General features: G+C 73.4%; 21 protein-coding genes. 6 read left to right on the top strand and 15 right to left on the bottom strand.

Features of this window, described 5'->3' with window-relative positions:
* Positions 1 to 108 precede the first annotated feature (108 nt).
* The 4 genes from ACH4TG_RS11205 to ACH4TG_RS11190 all read right to left on the bottom strand — a co-directional run bounded on the left by ACH4TG_RS11205 (position 109) and on the right by ACH4TG_RS11190 (position 4,304).
* Positions 109 to 1,392, bottom strand: a complete 1,284-nt coding sequence (locus ACH4TG_RS11205) for a hydrogenase expression protein HypF (RefSeq protein WP_398241916.1) — start codon at positions 1,390 to 1,392, stop codon at positions 109 to 111.
* Positions 1,382 to 1,987: a DUF6114 domain-containing protein gene (locus ACH4TG_RS11200; protein ID WP_398241915.1), complete on the bottom strand. Its 606-nt coding sequence runs from the start codon at positions 1,985 to 1,987 to the stop codon at positions 1,382 to 1,384. The genes ACH4TG_RS11205 and ACH4TG_RS11200 overlap by 11 nt, the downstream gene beginning before the upstream one ends.
* 98 nt (positions 1,988 to 2,085) lie before the next feature.
* Entirely contained in the window at positions 2,086 to 2,715 is a 630-nt protein-coding gene (locus tag ACH4TG_RS11195) for a DUF6230 family protein (RefSeq protein WP_398241914.1), read from the bottom strand.
* Between the two features lie 626 nt (positions 2,716 to 3,341).
* Positions 3,342 to 4,304 (bottom strand): co-chaperone YbbN, encoded by a 963-nt coding sequence (locus ACH4TG_RS11190; protein ID WP_398241913.1) that lies wholly within the window; start codon positions 4,302 to 4,304, stop codon positions 3,342 to 3,344.
* 312 nt (positions 4,305 to 4,616) lie between these two features.
* Here ACH4TG_RS11190 and ACH4TG_RS11185 point away from each other — a divergent pair, with 312 nt between their 5' ends.
* Entirely contained in the window at positions 4,617 to 5,273 is a 657-nt protein-coding gene (locus ACH4TG_RS11185; RefSeq protein WP_398241912.1) for a TetR/AcrR family transcriptional regulator, read from the top strand.
* Positions 5,274 to 5,279: 6 nt separating this feature from the next.
* Here the strand turns inward: ACH4TG_RS11185 and ACH4TG_RS11180 are convergent, their stop codons facing one another.
* From ACH4TG_RS11180 to murJ, 8 genes are all read right to left on the bottom strand, one after another.
* Complete coding sequence (locus ACH4TG_RS11180) at positions 5,280 to 5,447, bottom strand: DUF397 domain-containing protein (protein ID WP_398241911.1); 168 nt, start codon at positions 5,445 to 5,447, stop codon at positions 5,280 to 5,282.
* A gap of 138 nt (positions 5,448 to 5,585) precedes the next feature.
* Complete coding sequence (locus ACH4TG_RS11175) at positions 5,586 to 7,286, bottom strand: methylmalonyl-CoA mutase (RefSeq protein WP_398241910.1); 1,701 nt, start codon at positions 7,284 to 7,286, stop codon at positions 5,586 to 5,588.
* A 72-nt stretch (positions 7,287 to 7,358) separates the two neighbouring features.
* Positions 7,359 to 7,703 (bottom strand): DUF3817 domain-containing protein, encoded by a 345-nt coding sequence (locus ACH4TG_RS11170; protein WP_398241909.1) that lies wholly within the window; start codon positions 7,701 to 7,703, stop codon positions 7,359 to 7,361.
* A gap of 155 nt (positions 7,704 to 7,858) precedes the next feature.
* Positions 7,859 to 8,365, bottom strand: a complete 507-nt coding sequence (locus ACH4TG_RS11165; RefSeq protein ID WP_398241908.1) for a MarR family winged helix-turn-helix transcriptional regulator — start codon at positions 8,363 to 8,365, stop codon at positions 7,859 to 7,861.
* Between the two features lie 75 nt (positions 8,366 to 8,440).
* The gene (locus ACH4TG_RS11160) at positions 8,441 to 9,694 is read right to left on the bottom strand and encodes an Ig-like domain-containing protein (protein ID WP_398241907.1); all 1,254 of its coding nucleotides are present in this window, start codon (positions 9,692 to 9,694) and stop codon (positions 8,441 to 8,443) included.
* 28 nt (positions 9,695 to 9,722) lie between these two features.
* Complete coding sequence (locus ACH4TG_RS11155) at positions 9,723 to 10,667, bottom strand: hypothetical protein (protein ID WP_398241906.1); 945 nt, start codon at positions 10,665 to 10,667, stop codon at positions 9,723 to 9,725.
* Positions 10,660 to 11,331 (bottom strand): SigE family RNA polymerase sigma factor, encoded by a 672-nt coding sequence (locus tag ACH4TG_RS11150; RefSeq protein ID WP_398241905.1) that lies wholly within the window; start codon positions 11,329 to 11,331, stop codon positions 10,660 to 10,662. Before ACH4TG_RS11150 ends, ACH4TG_RS11155 begins: the two co-directional genes overlap by 8 nt.
* 1,077 nt (positions 11,332 to 12,408) lie before the next feature.
* The gene (murJ, locus tag ACH4TG_RS11145) at positions 12,409 to 13,932 is read right to left on the bottom strand and encodes a murein biosynthesis integral membrane protein MurJ (protein ID WP_398242130.1); all 1,524 of its coding nucleotides are present in this window, start codon (positions 13,930 to 13,932) and stop codon (positions 12,409 to 12,411) included.
* A 508-nt stretch (positions 13,933 to 14,440) separates the two neighbouring features.
* On the opposite strand from murJ, the gene ACH4TG_RS11140 reads away from it, so the two are divergent.
* A complete protein-coding gene (locus tag ACH4TG_RS11140; RefSeq protein WP_398242129.1) occupies positions 14,441 to 15,577 on the top strand; it encodes a lipid II:glycine glycyltransferase FemX in 1,137 nt (378 codons plus the stop codon).
* Between the two features lie 114 nt (positions 15,578 to 15,691).
* Here ACH4TG_RS11140 and ACH4TG_RS11135 read toward each other — a convergent pair whose 3' ends face one another.
* Positions 15,692 to 17,047: an MFS transporter gene (locus tag ACH4TG_RS11135; protein ID WP_398241904.1), complete on the bottom strand. Its 1,356-nt coding sequence runs from the start codon at positions 17,045 to 17,047 to the stop codon at positions 15,692 to 15,694.
* Positions 17,048 to 17,117: 70 nt separating this feature from the next.
* Here ACH4TG_RS11135 and ACH4TG_RS11130 point away from each other — a divergent pair, with 70 nt between their 5' ends.
* Positions 17,118 to 18,149: a DUF5937 family protein gene (locus tag ACH4TG_RS11130; protein ID WP_398242128.1), complete on the top strand. Its 1,032-nt coding sequence runs from the start codon at positions 17,118 to 17,120 to the stop codon at positions 18,147 to 18,149.
* Between the two features lie 76 nt (positions 18,150 to 18,225).
* Here ACH4TG_RS11130 and ACH4TG_RS11125 read toward each other — a convergent pair whose 3' ends face one another.
* Together ACH4TG_RS11125 and ACH4TG_RS11120 are read right to left on the bottom strand one after the other, a co-directional pair.
* Complete coding sequence (locus ACH4TG_RS11125) at positions 18,226 to 18,519, bottom strand: MTH1187 family thiamine-binding protein (protein WP_398241903.1); 294 nt, start codon at positions 18,517 to 18,519, stop codon at positions 18,226 to 18,228.
* A complete protein-coding gene (locus ACH4TG_RS11120) occupies positions 18,516 to 18,866 on the bottom strand; it encodes a DUF3817 domain-containing protein (RefSeq protein WP_398241902.1) in 351 nt (116 codons plus the stop codon). Before ACH4TG_RS11120 ends, ACH4TG_RS11125 begins: the two co-directional genes overlap by 4 nt.
* 219 nt (positions 18,867 to 19,085) lie before the next feature.
* Here ACH4TG_RS11120 and ACH4TG_RS11115 point away from each other — a divergent pair, with 219 nt between their 5' ends.
* Genes ACH4TG_RS11115 through ACH4TG_RS11105 form a run of 3 tightly spaced genes read left to right on the top strand, consistent with a single transcriptional unit; the run spans position 19,086 to position 21,204 of the window.
* Positions 19,086 to 19,913, top strand: coding sequence for a DUF2127 domain-containing protein (locus ACH4TG_RS11115; RefSeq protein ID WP_398241901.1), 828 nt, complete (start codon positions 19,086 to 19,088; stop codon positions 19,911 to 19,913).
* A gap of 2 nt (positions 19,914 to 19,915) precedes the next feature.
* On the top strand, positions 19,916 to 20,554 hold the full coding sequence (locus tag ACH4TG_RS11110) for an AIM24 family protein (protein WP_398241900.1): 639 nt from the start codon (positions 19,916 to 19,918) through the stop codon (positions 20,552 to 20,554).
* Complete coding sequence (locus tag ACH4TG_RS11105) at positions 20,554 to 21,204, top strand: AIM24 family protein (RefSeq protein ID WP_398241899.1); 651 nt, start codon at positions 20,554 to 20,556, stop codon at positions 21,202 to 21,204. Before ACH4TG_RS11110 ends, ACH4TG_RS11105 begins: the two co-directional genes overlap by 1 nt.
* The last annotated feature ends 62 nt before the right edge of the window (positions 21,205 to 21,266 follow it).

The following is a 21,266-nucleotide window of genomic DNA, read 5'->3' as shown; positions in this document are numbered from 1 at the left end:
ACGCACCCGCACAGCAGAACGCCGCGCGGTCCGCACCCCCAACGGGGTACGGGCCGCGCGGCGTTCGCGCGTCGCGCTCCGGCGTCCGGCCCGGTCGGGGCCGGACGGTCAGGACTGGCCGGGCAGCACCTGCATGCCGGGGACGTGCAGATCGCCGCCGAACTGGCCGGCGTTGACGACCGTGGCGTTGGTGAAGAACAGCTCCGGCAGGGTCAGCGGCGGCGGCGCCTTCGGGGTGAACGTCACCGGGATCAGACCGAGCAGGTTGCCGCTGAGCGACTCGGTGTAGAGGGTGACCGTCCCGCCCGTGAAGGTCGAGGTGGAGCCGGCCCGGGACTTGACCCAGGTGTGGCCGCCACCGGGAGCCTCGACGATCTGCCACAGGTCCTTGATGTCGATCCCGGTGGCGGTGAACTTCAGGACGTCCTTGGTCTGGCCGCTCCAGGTGCGGACCTGGACGATGCCGTCGTAGTTCAGGCCGTGCAGCGTGAGCTTGGTGGTCTTCAGGGTGAACGGCGCGTCCGGCAGCAGGGGTATGCCGCCCTCGGTCGTGGCGTCGGCGAGCGCCTTGGCGTCGTACGTCGGGCACGGGTAGCCCTGGGAGCCGTCCAGAGGCGTTGTGGCGGCCTTGGAGGCGCTGTCCGACCCTGTTGTCTTGGCGGGGTCCGTCAGGCCCTTGGTGGCCTTCTTGAGCGTGTCCGTGGTGCCGCCGACGACCTTCTTGACGGTCCCCGTGACGCCGCTGTCCGCCGCGGGCTTGGACGGCGTCGCGCTCGGACTGGCCGACGGCTTCGGTGTCGCCGTGGTGCTCGGCGACGGCGACGGCGACGCGGTGGTGGGCGTCGGCGACGGCGTGGGGTTGGTGCCGAGCAGACCGCCGAGCAGCTTGCCCAGGCCCAGCGGGTCCAGCGGGTCGGTGGACGCCGTGGGGCTCGGCGACGGCTTGGGCGTCGCCGGGGCAGTGGTCGCGGTCGACTTCTCCGGCGTCTTGGCGACCGGGTCGGCCGACGCGGTCGGCGAAGGCGTGGGCGACGACGTCGGCTTGGGCTTCGCCGCCGTGCCGCCGGACTTCGCGGTCGTGCCGGTCTTCGGCTTCGTCGTCGCCTTGGTGCTGTCCTTGGCCGTGGACGAGGTCGACGGGGTGTCCGGCTGGCTGACGCACGGGCCCGGCTTGAACGGGCTCTTGGGCATCTCGTCGGCCTGCGCGAAGTGCGGCGTGAACCCCATGCCCATCAGCACCGCCGTGGGCATCGCGGCGAGCGCCACCGCCTTCCCCGCGGGCACGTGCAGCTTGGTCAGCAGCGACTTGCGGGGCGCCGCGTGGCGCGGACCCGAAGTGGCCCTGTTGCGGGAACCGTCGCTCTCGGCCGGCTGAGCAGCGTCACCCAGCACGGTGCCTCCCGTTCTTCTCGATGGTCTCGTCGTCGGTGCCCGCTCCCGCGTGCACCGGCTCGGGCTGCGCATACGGGTCGCCCGGCTGAGCGGGGACGGCAGGCGCATCGGTCAGCCCGGGGACGGGCTCGTACCCGTCGTCGCCGGCGCCGGGGGCGCCGTCGGGCAGTTCCGCCTTCTCGCCCGGCTCGTCGGCGGCCGGGGTGCCCGGCGCCCACGAGACGGCCAGCGCGCCGCCGAGCAGCGCGCACAGGAAGCCCAACAGGAAGCCGCCGAAGTTGGAGACCACGAGCGAGACCAGGGCGAGCAGGATCGCGGCCACACCGGCGAAGATCCGTACCGCGGACTGGAACCACATGGTGAGGCCCAGCACGAACAGCAGGACGCCGATGATCAGCGAGCCGGAGCCCGCGGTGGTCGCCATCCGCACGGTCAACTGGCCGAGCGTGAGGTTCGCGTACGGGAAATAGGCGATCGGCACGCCCGCCACGAGGGTCAGCAGGCCCGCCCAGAACGGGCGGCCCCACCGCCAGTGGCGGAACGTCAGGCGGCCGTAGCGGATGCGGGCACGCAGTCCTGTCGACTCGGCGCTCATGGAAAACAGCTCCCTGGGACTGGCATGGCGGAGAAGTTCGTCGGTGGCCCGGGCGAGCCGCATCCCGCGCGGCTCGCCCGCTGCCACTCAGTCGGTGCCTAGTAGCACTCGACGCCGGGGCCGGAGCCCTTGTGCAGGCGCAGGCTCAGGCCCGCCAGTTTGAACGTGCCCGCGCTGGTCGCCCAGGCGGTCTGCTTCACACCGGTGAGGTCCGCCGACTCCGCCTCCTGGGCGAAGGTGTTCGGGGCACCGGCCTTGACCTTGCCCTCCACCGCCGCGTAGTTCGGGTCGGTGGCACCGGCCGCGACACCGATGTTGATCTTGTGGAACGTCGCGTCGGCGTCCAACTGGTCAAGGTCGATGTACAGGTTCTTGGCGGTGACCGTCTTGCTGCCATTGCCCGCCGTCAGCTTGAGCGTCACGTCGCCGATCGGCGTCGGGACGACCACCGACTGGCACAGGCCCTTGATGGTGGCGTCGGTGAACGCCGAGACGGCCACCGCGTGCGGCGTGCCGTTCTGCTCCACGTCGACGGTGCCGTACTGGACGAACCCGTCGCCGTGCAGCGTGTCGGCGGTGACCTTGAACTGCTGGCCGGACACGCTGAAGGACGCGGCAAGCGCGCCCTGCGCCAGGGCCACGCCTATCGCGGCCGTGGCCGCAACCGACGGCACCATGACAACGGCGAACCGCTTCCATCTGGTACCGCCACGAACGTGCGACTCCATACTTCCTCCTTCTCGGACGTACATCTCCGGCCGGGTTCTCTCGGGCCCGGCCTGGGATGGGAGAAGTGCTACGTCCTCGGGAAGGAGAGCGCCGGTGAGCGGTGGGCCGTCCCTCCCTGGGGAGTCACGGACGGCGGTGTCCGAACGTCGGCGATCACCCCCGAGCGACAACCACTGGCCACGCTCTCGCGCAACCTGCGGGACAGGCTCCAACCGGCTGGTTCCATCCAGCGGACGGAGACCCCCCTGTCCCGGGGTGGCGGCACATGTCGCGCACCCCCGCTCGGCGGGGACCCGCGACCGGAGCGCCGACTGGATGCCGGGCTGTGGCTGCGGACCGAGCTTGGCCGATCGTGGTCCATTCCCGGCCCGCGCACAAGGGGGTTCATTACCAGCGAGTAACGGAAGTGTGGACAAGCCATGATCGCCACAGGGAGTGACGTGACACTGAGTGAGCGGTTCCGCCCGGCGAAAAACCGACATCTCGTGTGATGGACGAACAAAGGCGGGTGCGCTTCTTACCTGAAGTAACAACAGGCGCGCACTGTCACGTTTTGATAAAGAGCGGTCGCCGTGTCGCTAAATCTCTGAGCAGAACGGCGCCCGCCCGCGCACCCGACGGGACGTCAGAAGAGCACCCGCGCCAGCGCCGTGCGCGCCGCGATCACCCGCGGGTCGTCGGGACCGATCACCTCGAACAGCTCCAGCAGCCGCACCCGGGCCGCGTCCCGGTCGTCACCAGCCGTGCGCCGCACGGCGTCCACCAGCCGCCCGAAGGCGTCCTCGACATGACCACCGACCAGGTCCAGGTCGGCCGCCGCGAGTTGCGCGGCCACGTCACCCGGCGCGTCGGCGGCCGCGGCGCGCACCGCCTGCGGGTCGGCGCCCTGCACCCGGCTCAGCAACTCGGCCTGCGCCAGGCCCAGCTTGGCCTCGACGTTGCCCGGCTCGTCGGCCAGCACGTTCTTGTACGCCTGCATGGCGCCGCCCAGGTCGCCGGCGTCCAGCGCGGCGTGCGCCGCGGACAGGGCCAGCTCCTGCGGGGTGGCGGGGCGCTCCGGCGCCGGCTCGGCCGGCTCGGCAACACCCGGCTCCAGCTCGGCGCCGACGATGCCGAACCGCTGCTCGGCCACCAGGATCAGCTGGTCGAGCACCTCGGTGATCTGGTCCTCGGGCGCGCTGCCCTGGAAGAGCGGCATCGCCTGGCCGGCGAGGACCGCGAAGACCGCCGGTACGCCCTGCACGCCGAACTGCTGGAAGAGCAGCTGGTTGGCGTAGACGTCGGCGGTGGCCAGCACGAAGCGGCCGCGGTACTGGGCGGCCAGCCGCTCCAGGGTGGCGTTGAGCTGCTTGCTCTGCTCGGCCTGGTCGGCCCAGAAGCTGATGACGACCGGGACCTCGGCGGAGAGCTGCAGGACATCGCTCTCGAAGGTCTCCTCGGTCACCTCGATGACGAGCGGGGACGCGGCGGTGTCACCGGCCTCCTGCCGCTGGGCCCTGGCCTGCTCGGCCTTCGCCTTGGCCTCACCGGCCGCCTTCAGGGCGGCGAGGTCGACCACACCGCTCATGGACATGTTCCGTGGCTGCATGAGGCCAATCCTCCCCCCTCGTGGAGCAAAGCGTGCACAGACCCCGGATCCCCGCCGGCTTGCGGGCGCCCGGGAGGGCCGTCGCCGTGTGTCGTCGCGCGTTCGGTGCGCGGATCCCCATCCGCGCGCGTGGTCGTCGCTTCCCTCTTCCGGGTGAATTTGACCGGGAGAAGGCCACTGGTTTCGCTACGGGTCGTAGCGTAACTGGTCGGTAGCCGGTCGGCGGGGAGGTGGAGTGTGACTCCGGTCACTTCGCAGGGAGCTATGAAGCCGGTCACTCCGTGCGAAGCTACCGGCCGGTATGGTCCGTCCATGGACCCCCACACCTCGGCCCCGGACGTCGCGCCACCCGGACGTGGGGGCAAACGCACGGGGCGGCCGAGAAGTGCCGCGGCGGACCGGGCGATCCTCCAGGCCACCCGCGACGCGCTGGCCGAGCAGGGCTGGGGCCAGCTGGCGCTGGGGGACGTGGCGGCCAGGGCGGGCGTGGCCAAGACCACCCTCTACCGCCGCTGGGCGGGCAAGAACGAGCTGGTGGTGGACGCGATCGCGGCCCTCTTCGAGGAGCAGCTGGAGCTGCCGGACCTGGGCAGCCTGGACGCCGACATCGAGGGCGTGGTGCTGCGCTTCGCCGAGCTGATCGAGCGGCCGGAGACCAGGACCGCACTGATGGCGGTGGTCGCCGAGGCCACCCATGACGAGGCCCTGCGGCTGCGGATCCGCGACGCGATCGTCGACCGCCAGAAGCACCTGGTGCTGCTCGGCCGCGAGCGGGCCCAGCAGCGCGGCGAGCTGGCGGCGGACGGCGTGGCCGACCCGGCGCGCGACGATCTGATCTTCGACGTCATCGCGGGGACCGTGGTCCACCGGGTGATGGTCAGTTCCGGGCCCGTCGACCGGGAGTGGGCGCGGCAGCTCGCCCGCCTCCTGGTCGGCGGGCTCGGCGCGCTGCACCTGCCGCCGCCGTAGTGCGGCTCAGGCGTCGGCCTCGACGCCCGCCACGAAGTGGTCGAACTCCCCCGCCTTGACGCCCTTCACGAACGCCTCCCATTTGGCGGGGGTGGTCACGGCCACCACCTCCGGCTGCTCCGACTCGCGAATGTAGATCATCCCGTCGTCGCCGACGGTCGCCTCGAGGGCCACGAAAATCCTTCCTGGAGAGGCCGGTTAAGTGACTACGAGGGTACGAGCAGTGGTGCACGGCGGTGATCGGGCGGCGACCGCCGGGGGCGGGAGCCGGCCACCCCGCGGAGGCCAGGCGGCCGCCGCGGGGTGGTGCGGTCAGAACCTGGCGGGCTCGGTGTAGGTGCCCCACTCCTCCCGCAGCGCGTCGCAGATCTCGCCGAGGGTGGCCTCGGCGCGGACCGCGTCCAGCATCGGCGCGATCATGTTGCGGCCCTCGCGCGCGGCGGCGAGCATCGCGTCCAGCGCGGCGCGCACGCCCGCGTCGTCCCGGGACCCCCTGCGGTCGGCCAGCACCCGCACCTGCTCGCGCTCCACCTCATGGCTGACCCGCAGGATCTCCAGGTCGCCGGTGACCGAGCCGGTGTGCCGGTTGACGCCGACCACGCCCTTCTCGCCCTTCTCCAGGGAGCGCTGGTAGCGGAACGCGGACTCGGCGATCTCTCCGGTGAAGTAGCCGTCCTCGATGCCGCGCAGGATGCCGGAGGTGATCGGGCCGATCGGGTGCTCGCCGCTCGGCACCGCCCTGGCGGCCAGCTCCTTGATCCGGTCGAAGATCTTCTCCGCGTCCGCCTCGATGCGGTCGGTGAGCGCCTCGATGTACCAGGAGCCGCCGAGCGGGTCGGCCACGTTGGCCACCCCGGTCTCCTCCATCAGCACCTGCTGGGTGCGCAGCGCGATCTCCGCGGCCTGCTCGCTGGGCAGCGCCAGCGTCTCGTCCAGGGCGTTGGTGTGCAGCGAGTTGGTGCCGCCGAGCACCGCGGACAGCGCCTCGACGGCGGTGCGCACCACGTTGTTGTACGGCTGCTGGGCGGTGAGCGAGACCCCGGCGGTCTGGGTGTGGAAGCGCAGCCACTGCGCCTTGTCCGAGGTGGCGCCGTACACGTCGCGCATCCAGCGGGCCCAGATCCGGCGTGCGGCGCGGAACTTGGCGATCTCCTCGAAGAAGTCCAGGTGCGCGTCGAAGAAGAACGACAGGCCCGGCGCGAAGGTGTCGACGTCCAGGCCGCGGCTGAGGCCCAGCTCCACGTAGCCGAAGCCGTCGGCGAGGGTGTAGGCCAGCTCCTGCGCGGCCGTCGCCCCCGCCTCGCGGATGTGGTAACCGGAGACCGACAGCGGCTTGTAGGCCGGGATGGACGTCGCGCAGTGCTCCATCAGGTCGCCGATCAGCCGCAGGTGCGGGTCCGGCGCGAAGAGCCACTCCTTCTGCGCGATGTACTCCTTGAAGATGTCGGTCTGCAGGGTGCCGTTGAGCACCGCGGGGTCGACGCCCTGCCGCTCGGCGGCGACCAGGTACATGCAGAAGACCGGGACCGCCGGGCCGGAGATCGTCATCGAGGTGGTGACGTCGCCCAGCGGGATGTCCTTGAACAGGACCTCCATGTCGGCGGCCGAGTCGATGGCGACGCCGCAGTGCCCGACCTCGCCGAGCGAGCGGGCGTCGTCGGAGTCGCGGCCCATCAGGGTCGGCATGTCGAAGGCGACGGACAGCCCGCCGCCGCCGGCCGCCAGGATCATCTTGTAGCGCTCGTTGGTCTGCTCGGCGTTGCCGAAGCCGGCGAACTGCCGGATGGTCCAGGTGCGGCCCCGGTAGCCGGTGGCGTGCAGTCCCCGGGTGAACGGGTACTCCCCGGGCCAGCCGATCCGCTCGAACCCGGGCACGTCGGCACCCGGTGGCGGACCGTAGACCGGCTCCACGGGGTCGCCCGAGAGCGTGGTGAAGTCCGCGTCGCGCTTGCGCGCGGCGTCGTAGCGTGCCTGCCAGCGCTGGCGGCCTGTCTCGATGCCGTGGGCGTCCATACCCTCGAATTTACTTGGACGTCCTAGTAAATGTCGATGGGAAGACGGCCCACCGGGTGAGTGAGCCGGGTCTCAGGCGGCCTTGACCGGCTCCCCCGCGCCCTGCGCGACGACCTTCGGGGCCAGCTCACGGGTGACGCGGCGCTCGACGAAGAAGGCGGCGGTGGGCACGGTGCCGGCGAGCAGCACCCAGGCCATCCGGCCGATCGGCCACTTCGCCTTGGAGCACAGGTCGAAGGCGAAGATCAGGTAGACGACGTAGAGCCAGCCGTGGGCGAAGCCGACGGCCGTGGTGAAGGTGCCCGCGCCGTTGATGTCGAGCACGTACTTGGCGATGACGCCGAGGGTGAGGGCGATCAGCAGCACGCCCGTCACATAGGCCATCACGCGGTAGCGGGTCAGCACGCTGGATTTCATGGCCGGAAGCCTATCCGGCCCCGTTTCGCCCCGTGATGTCACCCCTCCCCCGCCAGGGACAAGGGAGGAGCCCGCCCCTTCCAGGCTCGGTCTTCCTGCTCACTCCCTCCGCGGACGGCCTCGTGCCTCAGCCGGCCACTGCGGGAGCTCGGGCGTCAGCCCTCGAAATCCCCCGCGGCTATCCGCAGCGGCCTGAGCAGGGCGAAGATCTCCCCGCACTCCTCCTCGTCGTAGACGCTGAGGCCGAAGTCCATGGCCATCAGGTCACGGGTGGCGGACTCGACGATCTCGCGGCCCTTGTCGGTGATGGAGGCGAGGGTGCCGCGGCCGTCGTTGGGGTTGGGGCGCTTGGCCACCAGCCCGGAGCCGACCAGCCGGTCGACGGTGTTGGTCACCGAGGTCGGGTGCACCATCAGGCGCTCGCCGATCTTGGACATGGGCAGCTCGCCGCCCTTGGCGAAGGTGAGCAGCACCAGCGCCTCGTACCGGGCGAAGGTCAGCCCGTACGGCTTGACGACCGCGTCGACCTGGCCCAGCAGGATCTGCTGGGCGCGCATGATCGAGGTGATCGCGCTCATCGACGGCACGCCGCCCCAGTGGCGGGTCCACAGCTCGTCGGCGCGGGCGATGGGGTCGAAGGGCAGGCTCAGGGGCTTGGGCACGCGCCCGAGCCTACCCGTCGGTCACATACTGGGCACCGATGTCCAGCTATTGGTCGGACCCGGTTCTCACCGCGGTCATCCGAGCGCGCTCAGCGCACGCCACTGGTCGACGCTGAGGTTCCACTCCCCGTAGCCGTTGCCCTTGTCGACCGTCGCCCGGGTGGAACCCGAGGTGATCACCAGGTCGCCGCGGGTGGCGCGGTCGAAGAACCAGCGGGCGTCCGCGGTGTCCATGCCGATGCAGCCGTGGCTGGCGTTGCTGACCCCCATCACGGCCGCGTTCCAGGGGGCCGCGTGCACGAAAGTGCCCGAAGTGGTGATCCGCACCGCGTCCTTGACGTCCTCGTCGTAGAAGTCCGCGGAGTCCTTGGAGGTGGCGATCGCCACCGACGCCGAGGTCATCCGGACCGTGGACTGCTTCTCCATCACGACCATCCGCCCGTTCCAGGTCGGGTAGGCGGGCCGGCCGGCGGAGATCTTGAACGTCTTCACCGTGCGGCCGTTCTCGGTGACCCGCAGGGTGTGCGCGCGCAGGTCGGCGTACGAGATCCGGGCGGTGCCGATGCGGAAGGTGTCGTGGATGTCGCGGCGCAGGTAGCGGCCGCCGCCGGTGTCGATGCCGCTGAGCCTGGCGGTCAGGGTCACGGTCGTGCCCGGCTTCCAGTAGTTGTCCGGACGCCAGTCGACCCGCTGGATGCCGGTGGTGGGATCGGTCAGCCAACCCCAACTCCCCTGCACCGGAGGGCTGGTGGTGATGCGCAGCGCCCGCTCGACGGCGGCCCGGTCGACCACCGGCTTGTCGAAGGCCAGCGAGACGGGCAGGCCCACGCCGACCACCGCGTGGTTCAGCGGCGTCGGGGTGACGCCGTTGACCCGGGCCGCGGCGGCGGTGGCGAAGGTGCTGGTGGTCTGCGTCCGGTGGCCCGCGGCGTCGGCCGCGGTGACCTTCACCGTGTACGAGGTCCCCGGCGTCATGGTGCGGTCGGAGGTCCAGGTGTGCCGGGCCTGGTCCAGCGCGCCGGTCACCGCGACCGGGGACACGCCGTCGGAGGCCGGGCCGTCGGGCGTGACGGTCACGGCCGCCAGCGTCCCGCCGGTGACCGCCACGGTGACCGGGGCGCCCGGGGCGACGCCGGTGCGGTGGGCGGCCGGGGTGACGTTGACGCGGGCGCCGGCCGGCGCGGCGGACGCGCCCTTCCCGGGGGCGCCGCCGCGGTCGTCGCTCGTACCGCCGTCGTGGCCGCCGCACGCGGCGGCGCCCAGGACGACGGCCAGCAGGACGGCGGGCAGGGCGAGCCCGCGGGAACGGAGGATGCGTATCTGGGACACGGGTGCGGGTTCCTTGTCGGTGGGCACGTCAGCAATGGTTCGTGGCGTTCGGGTCGGGCAGCCCGGCCTTGCCCGCGGACGGGTCCGCGGCCGTGTCGGCGCCCGCCCCGGAGGCGCTGCCCCCTGTCGGGGCGGCGGGGGCGGACGGCGAACCGCCCGCCAGGGCACTTCCGGTGGGGGCGTCAGCTGCGGCCAGCCGGCCGAGGGACCCGTTGATGCACGCGCCCGGCCAGGGGTCGGCGGCGAAGAGACCGTCGGTGCCCTTGCCTTCCGCGGAGGAGAGGTCGAGGAGGGCGATGTACGTGCCCCGGCGCTCCAGCATCACGGTGCTGTGCAGGCCGCGGTACTCCGAGCCGGTCCAGGGGTTGCCACGGTCGGGTGCGCTGCTCGAGCCGATGCCTTCGGCCCAGCCGCACTTGGCCTTGATCAGCACGTCCAGCGTGTTCCACTGATCCCGGGCCGCCGCGTCGGACGGCATGGCGTACAGGTGGTAGTGGGCGATCGTCCCGTCCACCGCGCGGTAGACCCGGCCGGCCTCGGCCAGCGACCCGCGGCGCAGGCCCGAGACCGGGCATGTCTCCGGGTACTTGGCGGCGGCCAGCGGGTCGGGCACGGCCTCCCACTGGAGCTTGGGGTACATCGGCAGCGCGCTGGGCGGCAGCAGTTCGGCCTGCAGCCGGGCGGCGGGCGCCACGCCGGACGTCGGGGCGGGGACGGTGGCGGCGGGGAGGGCCCCGGAGCCGTCGCCGCCGAGACGCGGCAGCAGCTGCCACGATCCGATGCCCAGCGCGAGCGCGGCGACCGCGCCCACCGCGGCGGTACGGCGGCGCGCGGTGCGGCGCTCCCCGCGGCCGCGGGCGGCGGCCGGCCCGGCCAGGATGACCAACGGCTCGGTGTCGCGGGCCAGTTGCCGCAGCCGCTCGTCGATCGGGTCGGGTTCGGCCGGTGTCGTCGGGCCGAACTCGTCAGCCATGGAGGGGCACCTCCTCGGTGCGGCGCCGCGCGGGGCGGGCGGGGTGGTGGGGGGCGGCGATCCGGGACGCGGTGGTGGCGGACGGCGGACCCGACCGACCGGTTCCGCCGGCGGTCCCGGCCCCGCCGGTGGGTCCGGCGGGTTCTCCGGTGTCGTCGTCGGCGTCCTGCAGCCGGGCCCCGAGCGCCTTGCGGCCGCGGCTGAGCCGGGTGCGGACGGCGGCGCTGGACACGCCGGTCTCGCGGGCGATCTCCTCGACCGGCAGGTCCAGGAGGTGGTGCATGACGACGGCCGTGCGCTGGTCGTCGCCCAGCGCGCGCAGCGCCTCGACCAGGGCGACCCGGTCGGGCGCGAGCGCCGGGGCGTCCGGCGGCGGGCCGTGCCGGAAGTGCGCGCGCATCCGGTTGCGGGCCTTGCGCCAGGTGCTCACGGCCAGGCGCAGGGCGACCGTGCGCACCCACGGGGTGGGGTCGCCCTCCTCCGTCAGCCGTGCCCAGCGCTGCCAGGCCCGGGCATACGCTTCCTGGACGGCGTCCTCGGCCTCGCCCAGGTCGCCGGTGACGGCGTACACGACGGCGACCATCCGTTTGGCGGTCGCCGCGTAGAACTCGTCGAAGTCGGCCGTTCGTCGGCGGGTCGCCTCGCCGGCCGGGTGTGCGGTCATCTGTTCACGTCCCTCCCACCCCTCTCCACGCCCGACCCCCACTCCAGGTGACACCTCGCCCCGAAAAATTCTCCGCTCCGCCGTCTGCGACGTGCTTTTCTGCCTGGCCGCACCAGGATCGCCTCCCGGGCGAAGCCCTGACGAACCCGGGCCTCCGTTGCCGCCTGCCGCACCGTCGTGGCTGCTCGCGCAGTTCCCCGCGCCCCCGGATTCCGGGGTACCTCGCGCTGCACGCGGCCGTCCGCCGCTCCCGTCGTGGCTGCTCGCGCAGTTCCCCGCGCCCCTGACGGCATCCGGGCAGCCCCCGCAGGTCCTTTGCCGTCTGCGACGTGCGTGCATGGCTGGGCGCGGAGTTCCCCGCGCTCCTGGAGCATCGCCCCTCCGGGGGCGGGGGTCCGGGGTGCCCCCGGGCCCGCGTTGCCGGGTGCGCGGTGCGTGGGTGGCTGGTCGCGCAGTTCCCCGCGCCCCTGCGGGGTCTGGGGTCCCCCCCTCGGCGTCGCGGCCGTCTGTCGGACTCGTCGTGGCTGCTCGCGCAGTTCCCCGCGCCCCTGACGGCATCCGGGCAGCCCCCGCAGGTCCTTTGCCGTCTGCGACGTGCGTGCATGGCTGGGCGCGGAGTTCCCCGCGCCCCTGGAGCATCGCCCCTCCGGGGCGGGCAGCCGGGGTGCCCCCGGGCCCGCGTTGCCGGGTGAGCCGTGCGTGGGTGGCTGGTCACGCTGGGGGCACCTCCCAGGCGAAGCGCTGGGGGACCCCGCGCCCCCATGGGCGACCCCCGTCCCCATTCCTCCCGCAGACGGGGGCCGGCCCGGGAGGGGACGGTGCGGGAGTGTCCCCGCAGGAACTGTGCACACACCCGGCCCACTTCGCGGAGGGAGCCGCACGCACAGTTCCGAGGAGACACTCCCGTGGCGGCCCCGACCCCACCCACCGAAGGTGCACCGCCAGGGGCGCGAGGAACTGCGCGACCAGCCGAGACGGCGCGGCAGGCGGCAGAGCAGACCCGGGGGCAGCCCGGACCCCGCAAGGGGGCGCGGGCAGCGATGCCACGGCAGGCGGGAAGCCAGGGAAAGGGCGGGCTCAGCGCAGCGAGAGGGGCCGAGCCAGTACGAGAGCGGGGAGTACAAGCAGAACCCCACCCCCGACAAGCCCCACAAAATCACCGGCCAGCCCAGTCCCGAAGCGAGCCCCGAGAACATGCGCCGCCACCGCCGCCAGCACGGCACCAGGTGCGAACGCGACCACCAGCCGCACATGGTGCCCCAGCACCCGCGGCCGCCACCCCAACCTCCGCCGCAGCAGAAAAGTCGTGCAGGCAAGCCCCACCGTGCACGCCACCGCGTACCCCGCGGCCATCCCCGTCACCGCCCACCGCGACGGCAGCAACGCGTAACTGGCCGCCGCCAGCCCCGCGTTGACCGCGGCGATGACCACGTTCAGATAGAACGGCGTGCGCGTGTCGGACAGCGCGTAGAAGCCGCGGGCCAGCAGGTACTGGCCCGCGAACCCGGGCAGCCCCAGCGCGAAAGCCGCCAGCATCCCGGCGATCGCGGCCGCATCCGCCTCGCTGGTCGCCCCGTGCTGGAAGACCACTCCGGTGATCTGCGGCCCGAGGACGAGGAACGCGAGCACGGCCGGCACGATCGCCGTGCCGGACAGCCGCAGCCCGCGCGACAGGTCCTCGCCGATCGCCGCGTGGTCCCCGTCGGCCGCGGCCCGGCTCATCCGCGGCAGCATCGCGGTGACCAGCGACACCGTGACGATGCCCTGCGGCACCACCCACAGGCTGTACGCGTTGCTGTAGGCCGCGTAGCCGACGCCCGCCCGGTGGCCCGCGGCCAGCGCCTGGTGGCCGGCGGACGTGGACAGCCGGGTGACCACCCAGTACGCGATCTGGTTGACCAGGACGAGCGCGAGCGTCCACACGCCGGCCCGCAGCGGCGCGGTGAGCCCCCAGCCGCGCCAGTCGAACCGTGGCCGCCACCGGAAGCGGGCGGCGCGCAGCGCGGGCAGCAGGCCGAGGGCCTGCACGGCGATCCCCGCGGTGCTGCCGGCACCGAGCAGCAGCGCGTCGCGGTGCGAGATCCCGCCGTGCGCGGTGGCCAGGTACAGGCCGAACACCCCGATGACGACCAGGTTGTTGAGCACCGGCGACCACATCATCGCGCCGAACCGCTCGCGGGCGCCGAGCACCTGGCCGAGCAGCGTGAACAGGCCGTAGAAGAGGATCTGCGGCAGGCAGTACCGGGCGAGCGCGACGGTCAGGCTGCGCTGCCCGCCGCTGAAGTCGGGCGCGTAGGCGCTCACCAGCAGGGGCGCGGCCAGGACGGCGAGGACGGTGATGCCCAGCAGCGCGACCGTGCACAGGGTGAGCAGCCGGTCGGTGTAGGCCCGCCCGCCGTCCGCGTGCTCCTTGGCCGCCCGGACGAGTTCGGGCACGAACACGGACTGCAGGGCGCCGCCGATCATCAGCGCGTAGATGATGTTGGGCACGGTGTTGGCGACCCCGTAGGCGTCACCGCCCGCCGCGGTGCCGACGGCGGCGGTGATCACGGACAGCCGGACGAAGCCGGTGGCCCGCGACACGAGGGAGCCGGCCACCATCAGGCCGCCGCTGCGCCGCAGCGAGGGCGGCCTGGCGTGGGCCCGCCGCCCCCGTCCCGTGGTCTGCACTGCCGAACCCACCCCGACGCCCTCCCCTGGCTCCCGCGCCCCCGGCCGGGCGGCGCCGCCCATGCCGGGCCGGCGCGGCGCCGGGCCCGTCCGCCGGTCCGCGGTGCGCTGCCGCGCAAGTCTGCCCTGCGCCGCGGGCCGGGGAACAGCCGGGCGGCCTGTCGCGAACCTCTCTGTCACCTGCGGGGCCGCACAGGCGTGACACAGGTGAGCGGACCGTCCCGGGACCGCCCGGCAGCGCGGAGGCGACGCCTTGACGATGACCACCCACCAGCCCACGGGCCGCGGGCCCGCCCGACCGCCTGCGCCGCTCCCCGCCGAACTGCCCGCGGCCCGGCGCCCCGCGGATCCGCTCGCGGCCCGAACGGGCGCCGAGGCGACCGCGCCCCGGCGCCCCGCGGACGCGCCCGCCGCCGTGCCGGGCGGCTCCCCGCGCCTGATGCCGATCCCGCCCGAGGTGCACGCGGCCTTCCAGAGCGGCGCCTTCCAAGCCGCCGCGCGGCCGTGCCCGGTGAGCTTCCTCCAGACGCCGGCCTGGGCGCGGGTGAAGGAGGGCTGGGACGCGGAGCACCTGGGCTGGTTCGACGGTCAGCGGCGGCTGGTGGGCACGGCGCTGGTGCTGTACCGCCAGCTGCCGGGCGTGCGGCGGTCGTTCGCGTACCTGCCGGAGGGCCCGTGCCTGGACTGGGCGGACCCGCGGCTGGACCGCACCCTGGAGCCGCTGCTGGACCACCTGCGCGGCACGGGCGCGTTCGCGGTGCGGATGGGGCCGCCGCTGGCGTACCGGCGGTGGACGGCCCGCACGCTGAAGGCCGCGACCGGGCCGGGGCAGCGGATCGGCGACGTGCTGCCGGACCTGGTGGAGCCACTCGGCGCGGCCGTCGCGGACCGGCTGCGGGACGCCGGCTGGCGGCGCTGCGGCGAGGACGGCCAGGGCGGCGACGCGCAGCCGCGGCTGGTCTTCGAGGTGCCGCTGGCCGGCCGGAGCCTGGACGACCTGTGGACCGGGCTGAACCAGGAGTGGCGGCGCAACGTGAAGAAGGCCGCCAGGGCGGGGGTGTGGACCGGCACCGAGGGGCCGGAGACGCTGCCGGCGTTCCACGAGCTGCTGCGGATCACCGAGCGGCGCGACGGCTTCGACCTCGGCCGCGGTCTGGAGTACTACCAGCGGCAGTACGCGGCGCTGAACGCCGAACGGCCGGGCGCGATGCGGCTGTACACCGCGCGGCACGCCGGCGAGCTGCTGGCCGCCCACACCCTGATCACGGCTCCCGACGGGCAGCGCGTCTGGTACCAGACCGGCGCGTCCGCCGACCACCGCCGCGAGGTGCGGCCGAGCAACGCCCTGCAGTGGCGGATGCTGTGCGACGCGCAGGCGTCGGGCGCCGCGGTCTACGACATGCGCGGGGTGCCGGACGACATGGACCCCGCGTCCCGGGCGCACGGGCTGCTGCGCTGGAAGCTGGGCACCGGCGGCGAGGCGGTGGAGACCGTCGGCGAGTGGGAGCTGCCGCTGCAGGGCGCGGTCAACAAGGCCCTGCACCGGGCCATGCACGCCTACCTCACGCGCCGCTGACCCCGTTCCCGTCCCGGCCCCGCCGGTGGTCGGTCCCGTCCCGGCCCGGGGAGGGCGGTCCCGTCAGCCGGCCGTGCGGGCCGCGGTCACAGCGCGCCCCGCGGGCCGTTCACCTCACGCGCCGCTGACCCCGTTCCCGGTGACGCCGCCGGCCGCGTCCGCGGTGGCGGCCGCCGGGCGCGGGGCGGGCAGCCGCGTCCTGCGGACCGTGCGCAGCACCGGCAGCAGGGCCAGCGTGCCCAGCGCGCCCGCGCCGCAGATCACCGCGTACGGCGGCGTCCACTCGGCGAGCAGGCCGCCGATGGTCATGCCCAGGCCCTGCAGCGTCATGATGCCGGCGCCCAGCAGGGACATGGCGCGCCCGCGCATGTCCTCGGGCACCTCCTGCACGAACCACTTGTCCATGCCGAGGGTGTAGGCCGCGCACAGCCCGGTGAGCAGCAGCAGCACGATGCCCAGCGGCAGCCCCGGGTGCACCGCGAAGGCCACCATCGGCAGCAGGCTGACCGCGGCCAGCGGCAGGGCGATCCGCTCGCGGGCGGCGGGGCCGAGGAGGGTGCCGGCGAGCATCTCGCTGACCACCGTCCCCGCGGGCATGGCGGCCAGGAAGAAGCCGAACCCGGCGGACCCGGCGCCGGCGGCGTCCGCGTAGGGCGCGGCGACGCCCTCGGCGACGACGAAGAACATCGGCGGGATCCACCACATCAGCAGCAGCGCGCGGATCCGCGGGTGGGCCAGCAGCCGGCCGCTGGAGGCCAGCGACTGGCGCATCATGGCGCCGCCGCCGGTCACCCGGGCCGGCCGGTCCCTGGTGCCGAAGCGCAGCAGCAGCGCCGAGCTGAGGAAGGTGCCGATGGTGACGATCAGCGCGTGGCGGGGCGTCAGCCACACCAGCACCAGGCCGCCGAGGCCGTAGCCGGCGATCTGGGCGGTCTGGGAGACGATCCTGATCAGCGAGCGCCCGAGGATGAAGACGTCGCCCTGCAGGATGTCGGCCAGGCTGGCGGCCCGGGTGCCGGTGAACAGCGGCGCGATCATCGCCTGCACGGCGACGAGCACGAAGAGCACGGCCAGCGGGGTGCCGGGCAGCACGATGACGACGACGCACGCGGCGGACAGCAGGTCGCAGCTGACCAGCACGCGGCGGGCCGGGTAGCGGTCGGCGATCCCGGACAGCAGGACACCGCTGAGCGCGTACGGCAGGAAGGACAGCGCGAAGACCAGGGCGGTCAGGAACGACGAGCCGGTCCGGTCGAAGACCAGGACGGCCATGGCCACCTGGGAGAACACATAGCCGAGAACGGAGAGCACATGGGCGGCGAACAGCGGCCGGAACTCGGCGACCGCGAACACCGCGCTGTACTTGCTGCCCGCGTTCTCCTCGTCCCCGGGGGTGGTGGAGACGTCGTCTGGACCGGCCGGCGAAGGAGGGTTTCCGCCGTGTGGCGGGTGTTCGCTGTCCGTTGTCATGACATCACACTGGTGGCATTGGCCCCACCCGTCGTAGTCTTTCGGCCCCAGCCGAATCTTGGGGGTCGTGATGTCGTTTCGCATGCGGTTTGCGGCAGAGGATCTGCTGCGCTGCCGTTTCGCGATCTCGCCGCTGCGGGAGACTCAGGGAGCCGTCCGTACCCTGTCACGCCCGGACCGGCACGGCTACCACCTGCCCTGGTTGCGCCAGGCCCGGACCATCGCGGCCGGGCTCGATCTCGCGCCGCTGCGGCTGCTGGTGCCAGAGGGCGGGTACGGCCCGGACTTCCTGCACCCGACCGCCGAGGTGCCGCTGGCGGCGCTGGAGGACGAGCTGGCCGCGGTGCGCGCCGTCGACCCCGACGAGGCGCGTCTCCAGATCGCCGCCGCGCTGGCGCGGACCCCGGGCGCCGACCGCAGCCGCCGGGGGCGGGCCATGCTCGCCGACCCGGCCGGCACCGTACGGCAGCTGGCGGGGCTGTACGAGCATGTGTGGGCGGCGCTGCTGGCCCCGCACTGGCCGCGGCTGCGCGCGGTGCTGGAGGCCGACGTGGCGTACCACGCGCGGCGGCTGGCCGACGGCGGCATGCAGCGGCTGTTCACCGGGCTGCACCCGCAGCTGAGCTGGGTGGACGGGACGCTGATCACCACCGGCCCGCCGGCCCAGCCGGAGCCGCCCGGGCTCGACGGCGGGCGCGCGGACGCGGGGCCGGACGGCTCGGGCGCGGGCCCCGGTCTGGTGCTCGTGCCCAGCGTCTTCTTCTGGCCGGAGGCGGGCAGCCCCTTCGACCCGCCGTGGCAGCCGACCGTGGTGTACCCGGCGCGCGGCATCGGCGGGCTGTGGGAGGAGTCGGGGCCGACCGCCTCGACGGCGCTGGTCCGGCTGCTGGGCGCCAACCGCGCCGCGATCCTGTCCGGCCTGGACGCGCCCACGACCACGACCGCGCTCGCCCACCGGCACGCGATGGCGATGTCGTCGGTCTCCGCGCATCTGGCGGTGCTGCGCGACGCCGGCCTGCTGGCGTCGCGCCGCTACGGGCACCAGGTGCTGTACGAACGCACGCCGCTGGGGATCGCGATGGCCACCGGCGGGCTCGTCTGAGGGCGGACGCCACCGGGTCGCCCGGCGCGGCGCGCAGCGCCTCCACCAGGCCCCGGGGGGAGCCCTGCGGCAGCCCTTACGGCGCCAGGTAGCGCTCGACGGTCTCGACCTTGGAGGTGAGCCCGTCCGTGACGCCCGGCCGGATGTCGGCCTTGAGCACCAGCGACACCCGCGGTGCGCGCGCCTCGACGGCCGCGACGGCCCGCTTCACCACGTCCATCACCTCGTCCCACTCGCCTTCCAGCGAGGTGAACATCGCGTCCGTGCGGTGGGGCAGACCGGAGTCGCGCACCACCCGCACCGCGTCCGCGACGTACTCGCCCACGTCCTCCCCGACGCCGAGCGGGGTGACCGAGAAGGCGACGATCATGCCGCGCTCACCCCGGCGTCCGCGTCGGCCTCGCGGGCGGCGGCCACCGCGGCCTCGCACTCGCGGGACAGCTTGCGCTCGGCGAAGAAGCCGCCGGTGGGCAGCACGGACAGCACGCCGTACAGGGCGCCGCGGCCCAGCGGCCAGCGGGTGCGGTTCCAGGCGTCCAGCCAGAAGATCACGTAGAGGATGAACAGGACGCCGTGGATCATGCCCATCACCGGGACGGCGTTGAAGTCCGTGGTGCGCTTGAGCACCGAGCAGACGAGCAGCAGGAGGAAGGACACCGCCTCCGGGGCGGACACCAGGCGGAGCCGGCGCAGGGCGGCGGCGGTCTTCAGGTCCACGGGAACCTCATCTGTCGGGCGCGCTGCGGGACGCAGCGGGGCGAGATCGTCTCGGTGGCTTGCCGTCACGTCTTGTGAACGTGATCACAAGCTCGTCCTCCATTATCACCGGACCGTATCGATGGCCCGTACCGGGGGTCGGCAACCGCGCGCCGGACGGTAGCGTCCCCTTGCACGTAGCGTCCGTCCACCCACCACTCACAGGGATCGCCAACACCGATGAGCATCGACTGGGATCGCCGGCACTGCGCGCGCAAGGGCCACATCACCTACGCGCCGGACGAGCCGCGCCTGAAGGAGAAGCTGCACGCGAGCACGGCGGTGGGCACCGTGTGGCGCTGCCTGCGCTGCGGGGACTTCGCGCTCGGCGAGCCCCACGGCTCCGGCCCGGCCGACCGGGCGCCGCTGGTGCCGCGGGGGCGGGCGCTGCGGGACCTGTTCATCCTGCGCTTCCTGGCCGTCGAGCGGGTGCTGCGCGGGCTGCTGGTGATCCTCGCCGCGTGGGCGGTGTGGAGGTTCAGCAACTCCCAGGACTCCGTGCGCCGGCTGTTCGACACCGACCTGACCGTCTTCCGCCCGGTGGCCCGCCACTTCGGTTACGACCTGGACCACTCGCCGGTCGTCGACACCATCCAGAAGACCTTCGACTACAAGAAGTCCACGCTGCAGAAGGCGGCCGCGGGACTGGGCGTGTACGCGCTGATCGAGGTGGTCGAGGGCGTCGGCCTGTGGTTCGGCAAGCGCTGGGCGGAGTACCTGGCGGTGGTGGCCACCGCGGCCTTCCTGCCCATCGAGATCTACGAGCTGACCGAGAAGATCAGCTACTTCAAGATCGGCACGCTGGCGCTGAACGTCGTCGCCGTCCTCTACATCCTCATCGGCAAGCGGCTGTTCGGGCTGCGCGGCGGCCATGCGGCGTTCGAGGCCGAGCGGCGCGGCGAGTCGCTGCTGGAGGTCGAGCAGGCGGCCGGCGAGCCGGTGCACGCCGGCACGGCGCCGGCCAAGGAGCCGCTGCCGGTGCGGCAGCGCCCGGCGGACCAGCTCTGACCATGGCGACGTTCCGGCTGCACGGCTCGCGGGTGCTCGCCGTCGACCTCGCGGGCGACGCCGTCAAGGCGAAGAACGGCGCGATGGTCGCCTACGACGGCGAGATGACGTTCAAGAAGATGACCGGCGGCGGCGAGGGCCTGCGCGGCCTGGTGACCCGGCGGATCACCGGCGAGGCCATGGCGGTGATGGAGGTCAAGGGCCAGGGCACCTGCTACTTCGCCGACCGCGCCACCGAGGTCAACCTGGTGCGCCTGACCGGCGAGAAGCTGTACGTGGAGGCGAGCAACCTGCTGGCCACCGAGCCGTCGCTGCGCACCGGCACGACCTTCACCGGGCTGCGCGGCGCCTCCCAGGGCAACGGCCTGTTCACCACGACCGTGGAGGGCAGCGGCCAGGCGGCGATCATGTCCGACGGCCCGGCGATCGTGCTGCGGGTCTCGGCCGCCTACCCGCTGACCGTCGACCCCGGCGCGTACGTCGCGCACACCGGGCAGTTGCGGCAGCAGCTCCAGTCCGCGGTGGGCTGGCGCACCCTGATCGGTGAGGGCTCCGGCGAGAGCTTCCAGATCCGGTTCGAGGGCGAGGGCCTGGTGTACGTGCAGCCGAGCGAGCGCGACACCATCGGGGGGCAGCTCTGATGGGGTTCACCCGGATCAACTCGAAGATGGTCGAGGCGCAGATCGTGCCCGGGCAGCGGCTGTTCAGCCAGCGCGGCGCGATGCTCGCCTACCGGGGGCAGGTGACGTTCACGCCGAACATCACCGGCGGGCAGGGCGGCGTGATGTCGATGATCGGCCGCCGGCTGGCCAACGAGGCGACGCCGCTGATGACGGTGGAGGGCAGCGGCTCGGTGATGTTCGGCCACGGCGGCCACCACATCCACACCGTGGACCTGACGGGCGAGACGCTCTACGTCGAGGCCGACCGGCTGCTGGCGTTCGACGGCTCGCTGCAGCAGGGCACGATGTTCATGGGCTCGCAGGGCGGCGTGATGGGCGTGATCCGCGGACAGGCCACCGGCCAGGGCCTGTTCACCACCACGCTGCAGGGCAAGGGCTCGGTCGCGGTGATGGCGCACGGCGGGGTCATCGAGCTGCCGATCACCCCGCAGCGCCCGGTGCACGTCGACCCCCAGGCGTACGTGGCGCACCGCGGCGACGTCCGCAACAAGCTGACGGCGGCGCTGGGTTGGCGCGAAATGGTGGGCCGCGGCTCGGGCGAGGCCTTCCAGCTGGAGCTGTCGGGCCAGGGCATGGTCTACGTCCAGGCGTCGGAGGAGAAACCGTGAGCGACGCATGCGAGGCCGCCGGACCGCAGACGACGACGATGGCCCGACCGCTGCGCCGAGCA

It is taken from the genome of Streptomyces sp. NPDC020917 (assembly GCF_044333795.1).
In the GTDB taxonomy this organism is placed as follows: domain Bacteria; phylum Actinomycetota; class Actinomycetes; order Streptomycetales; family Streptomycetaceae; genus Actinacidiphila.
The sequence above is the reverse complement of the archived record's forward strand: the minus strand, read 5'-3'. Positions and strand labels throughout refer to the sequence as shown.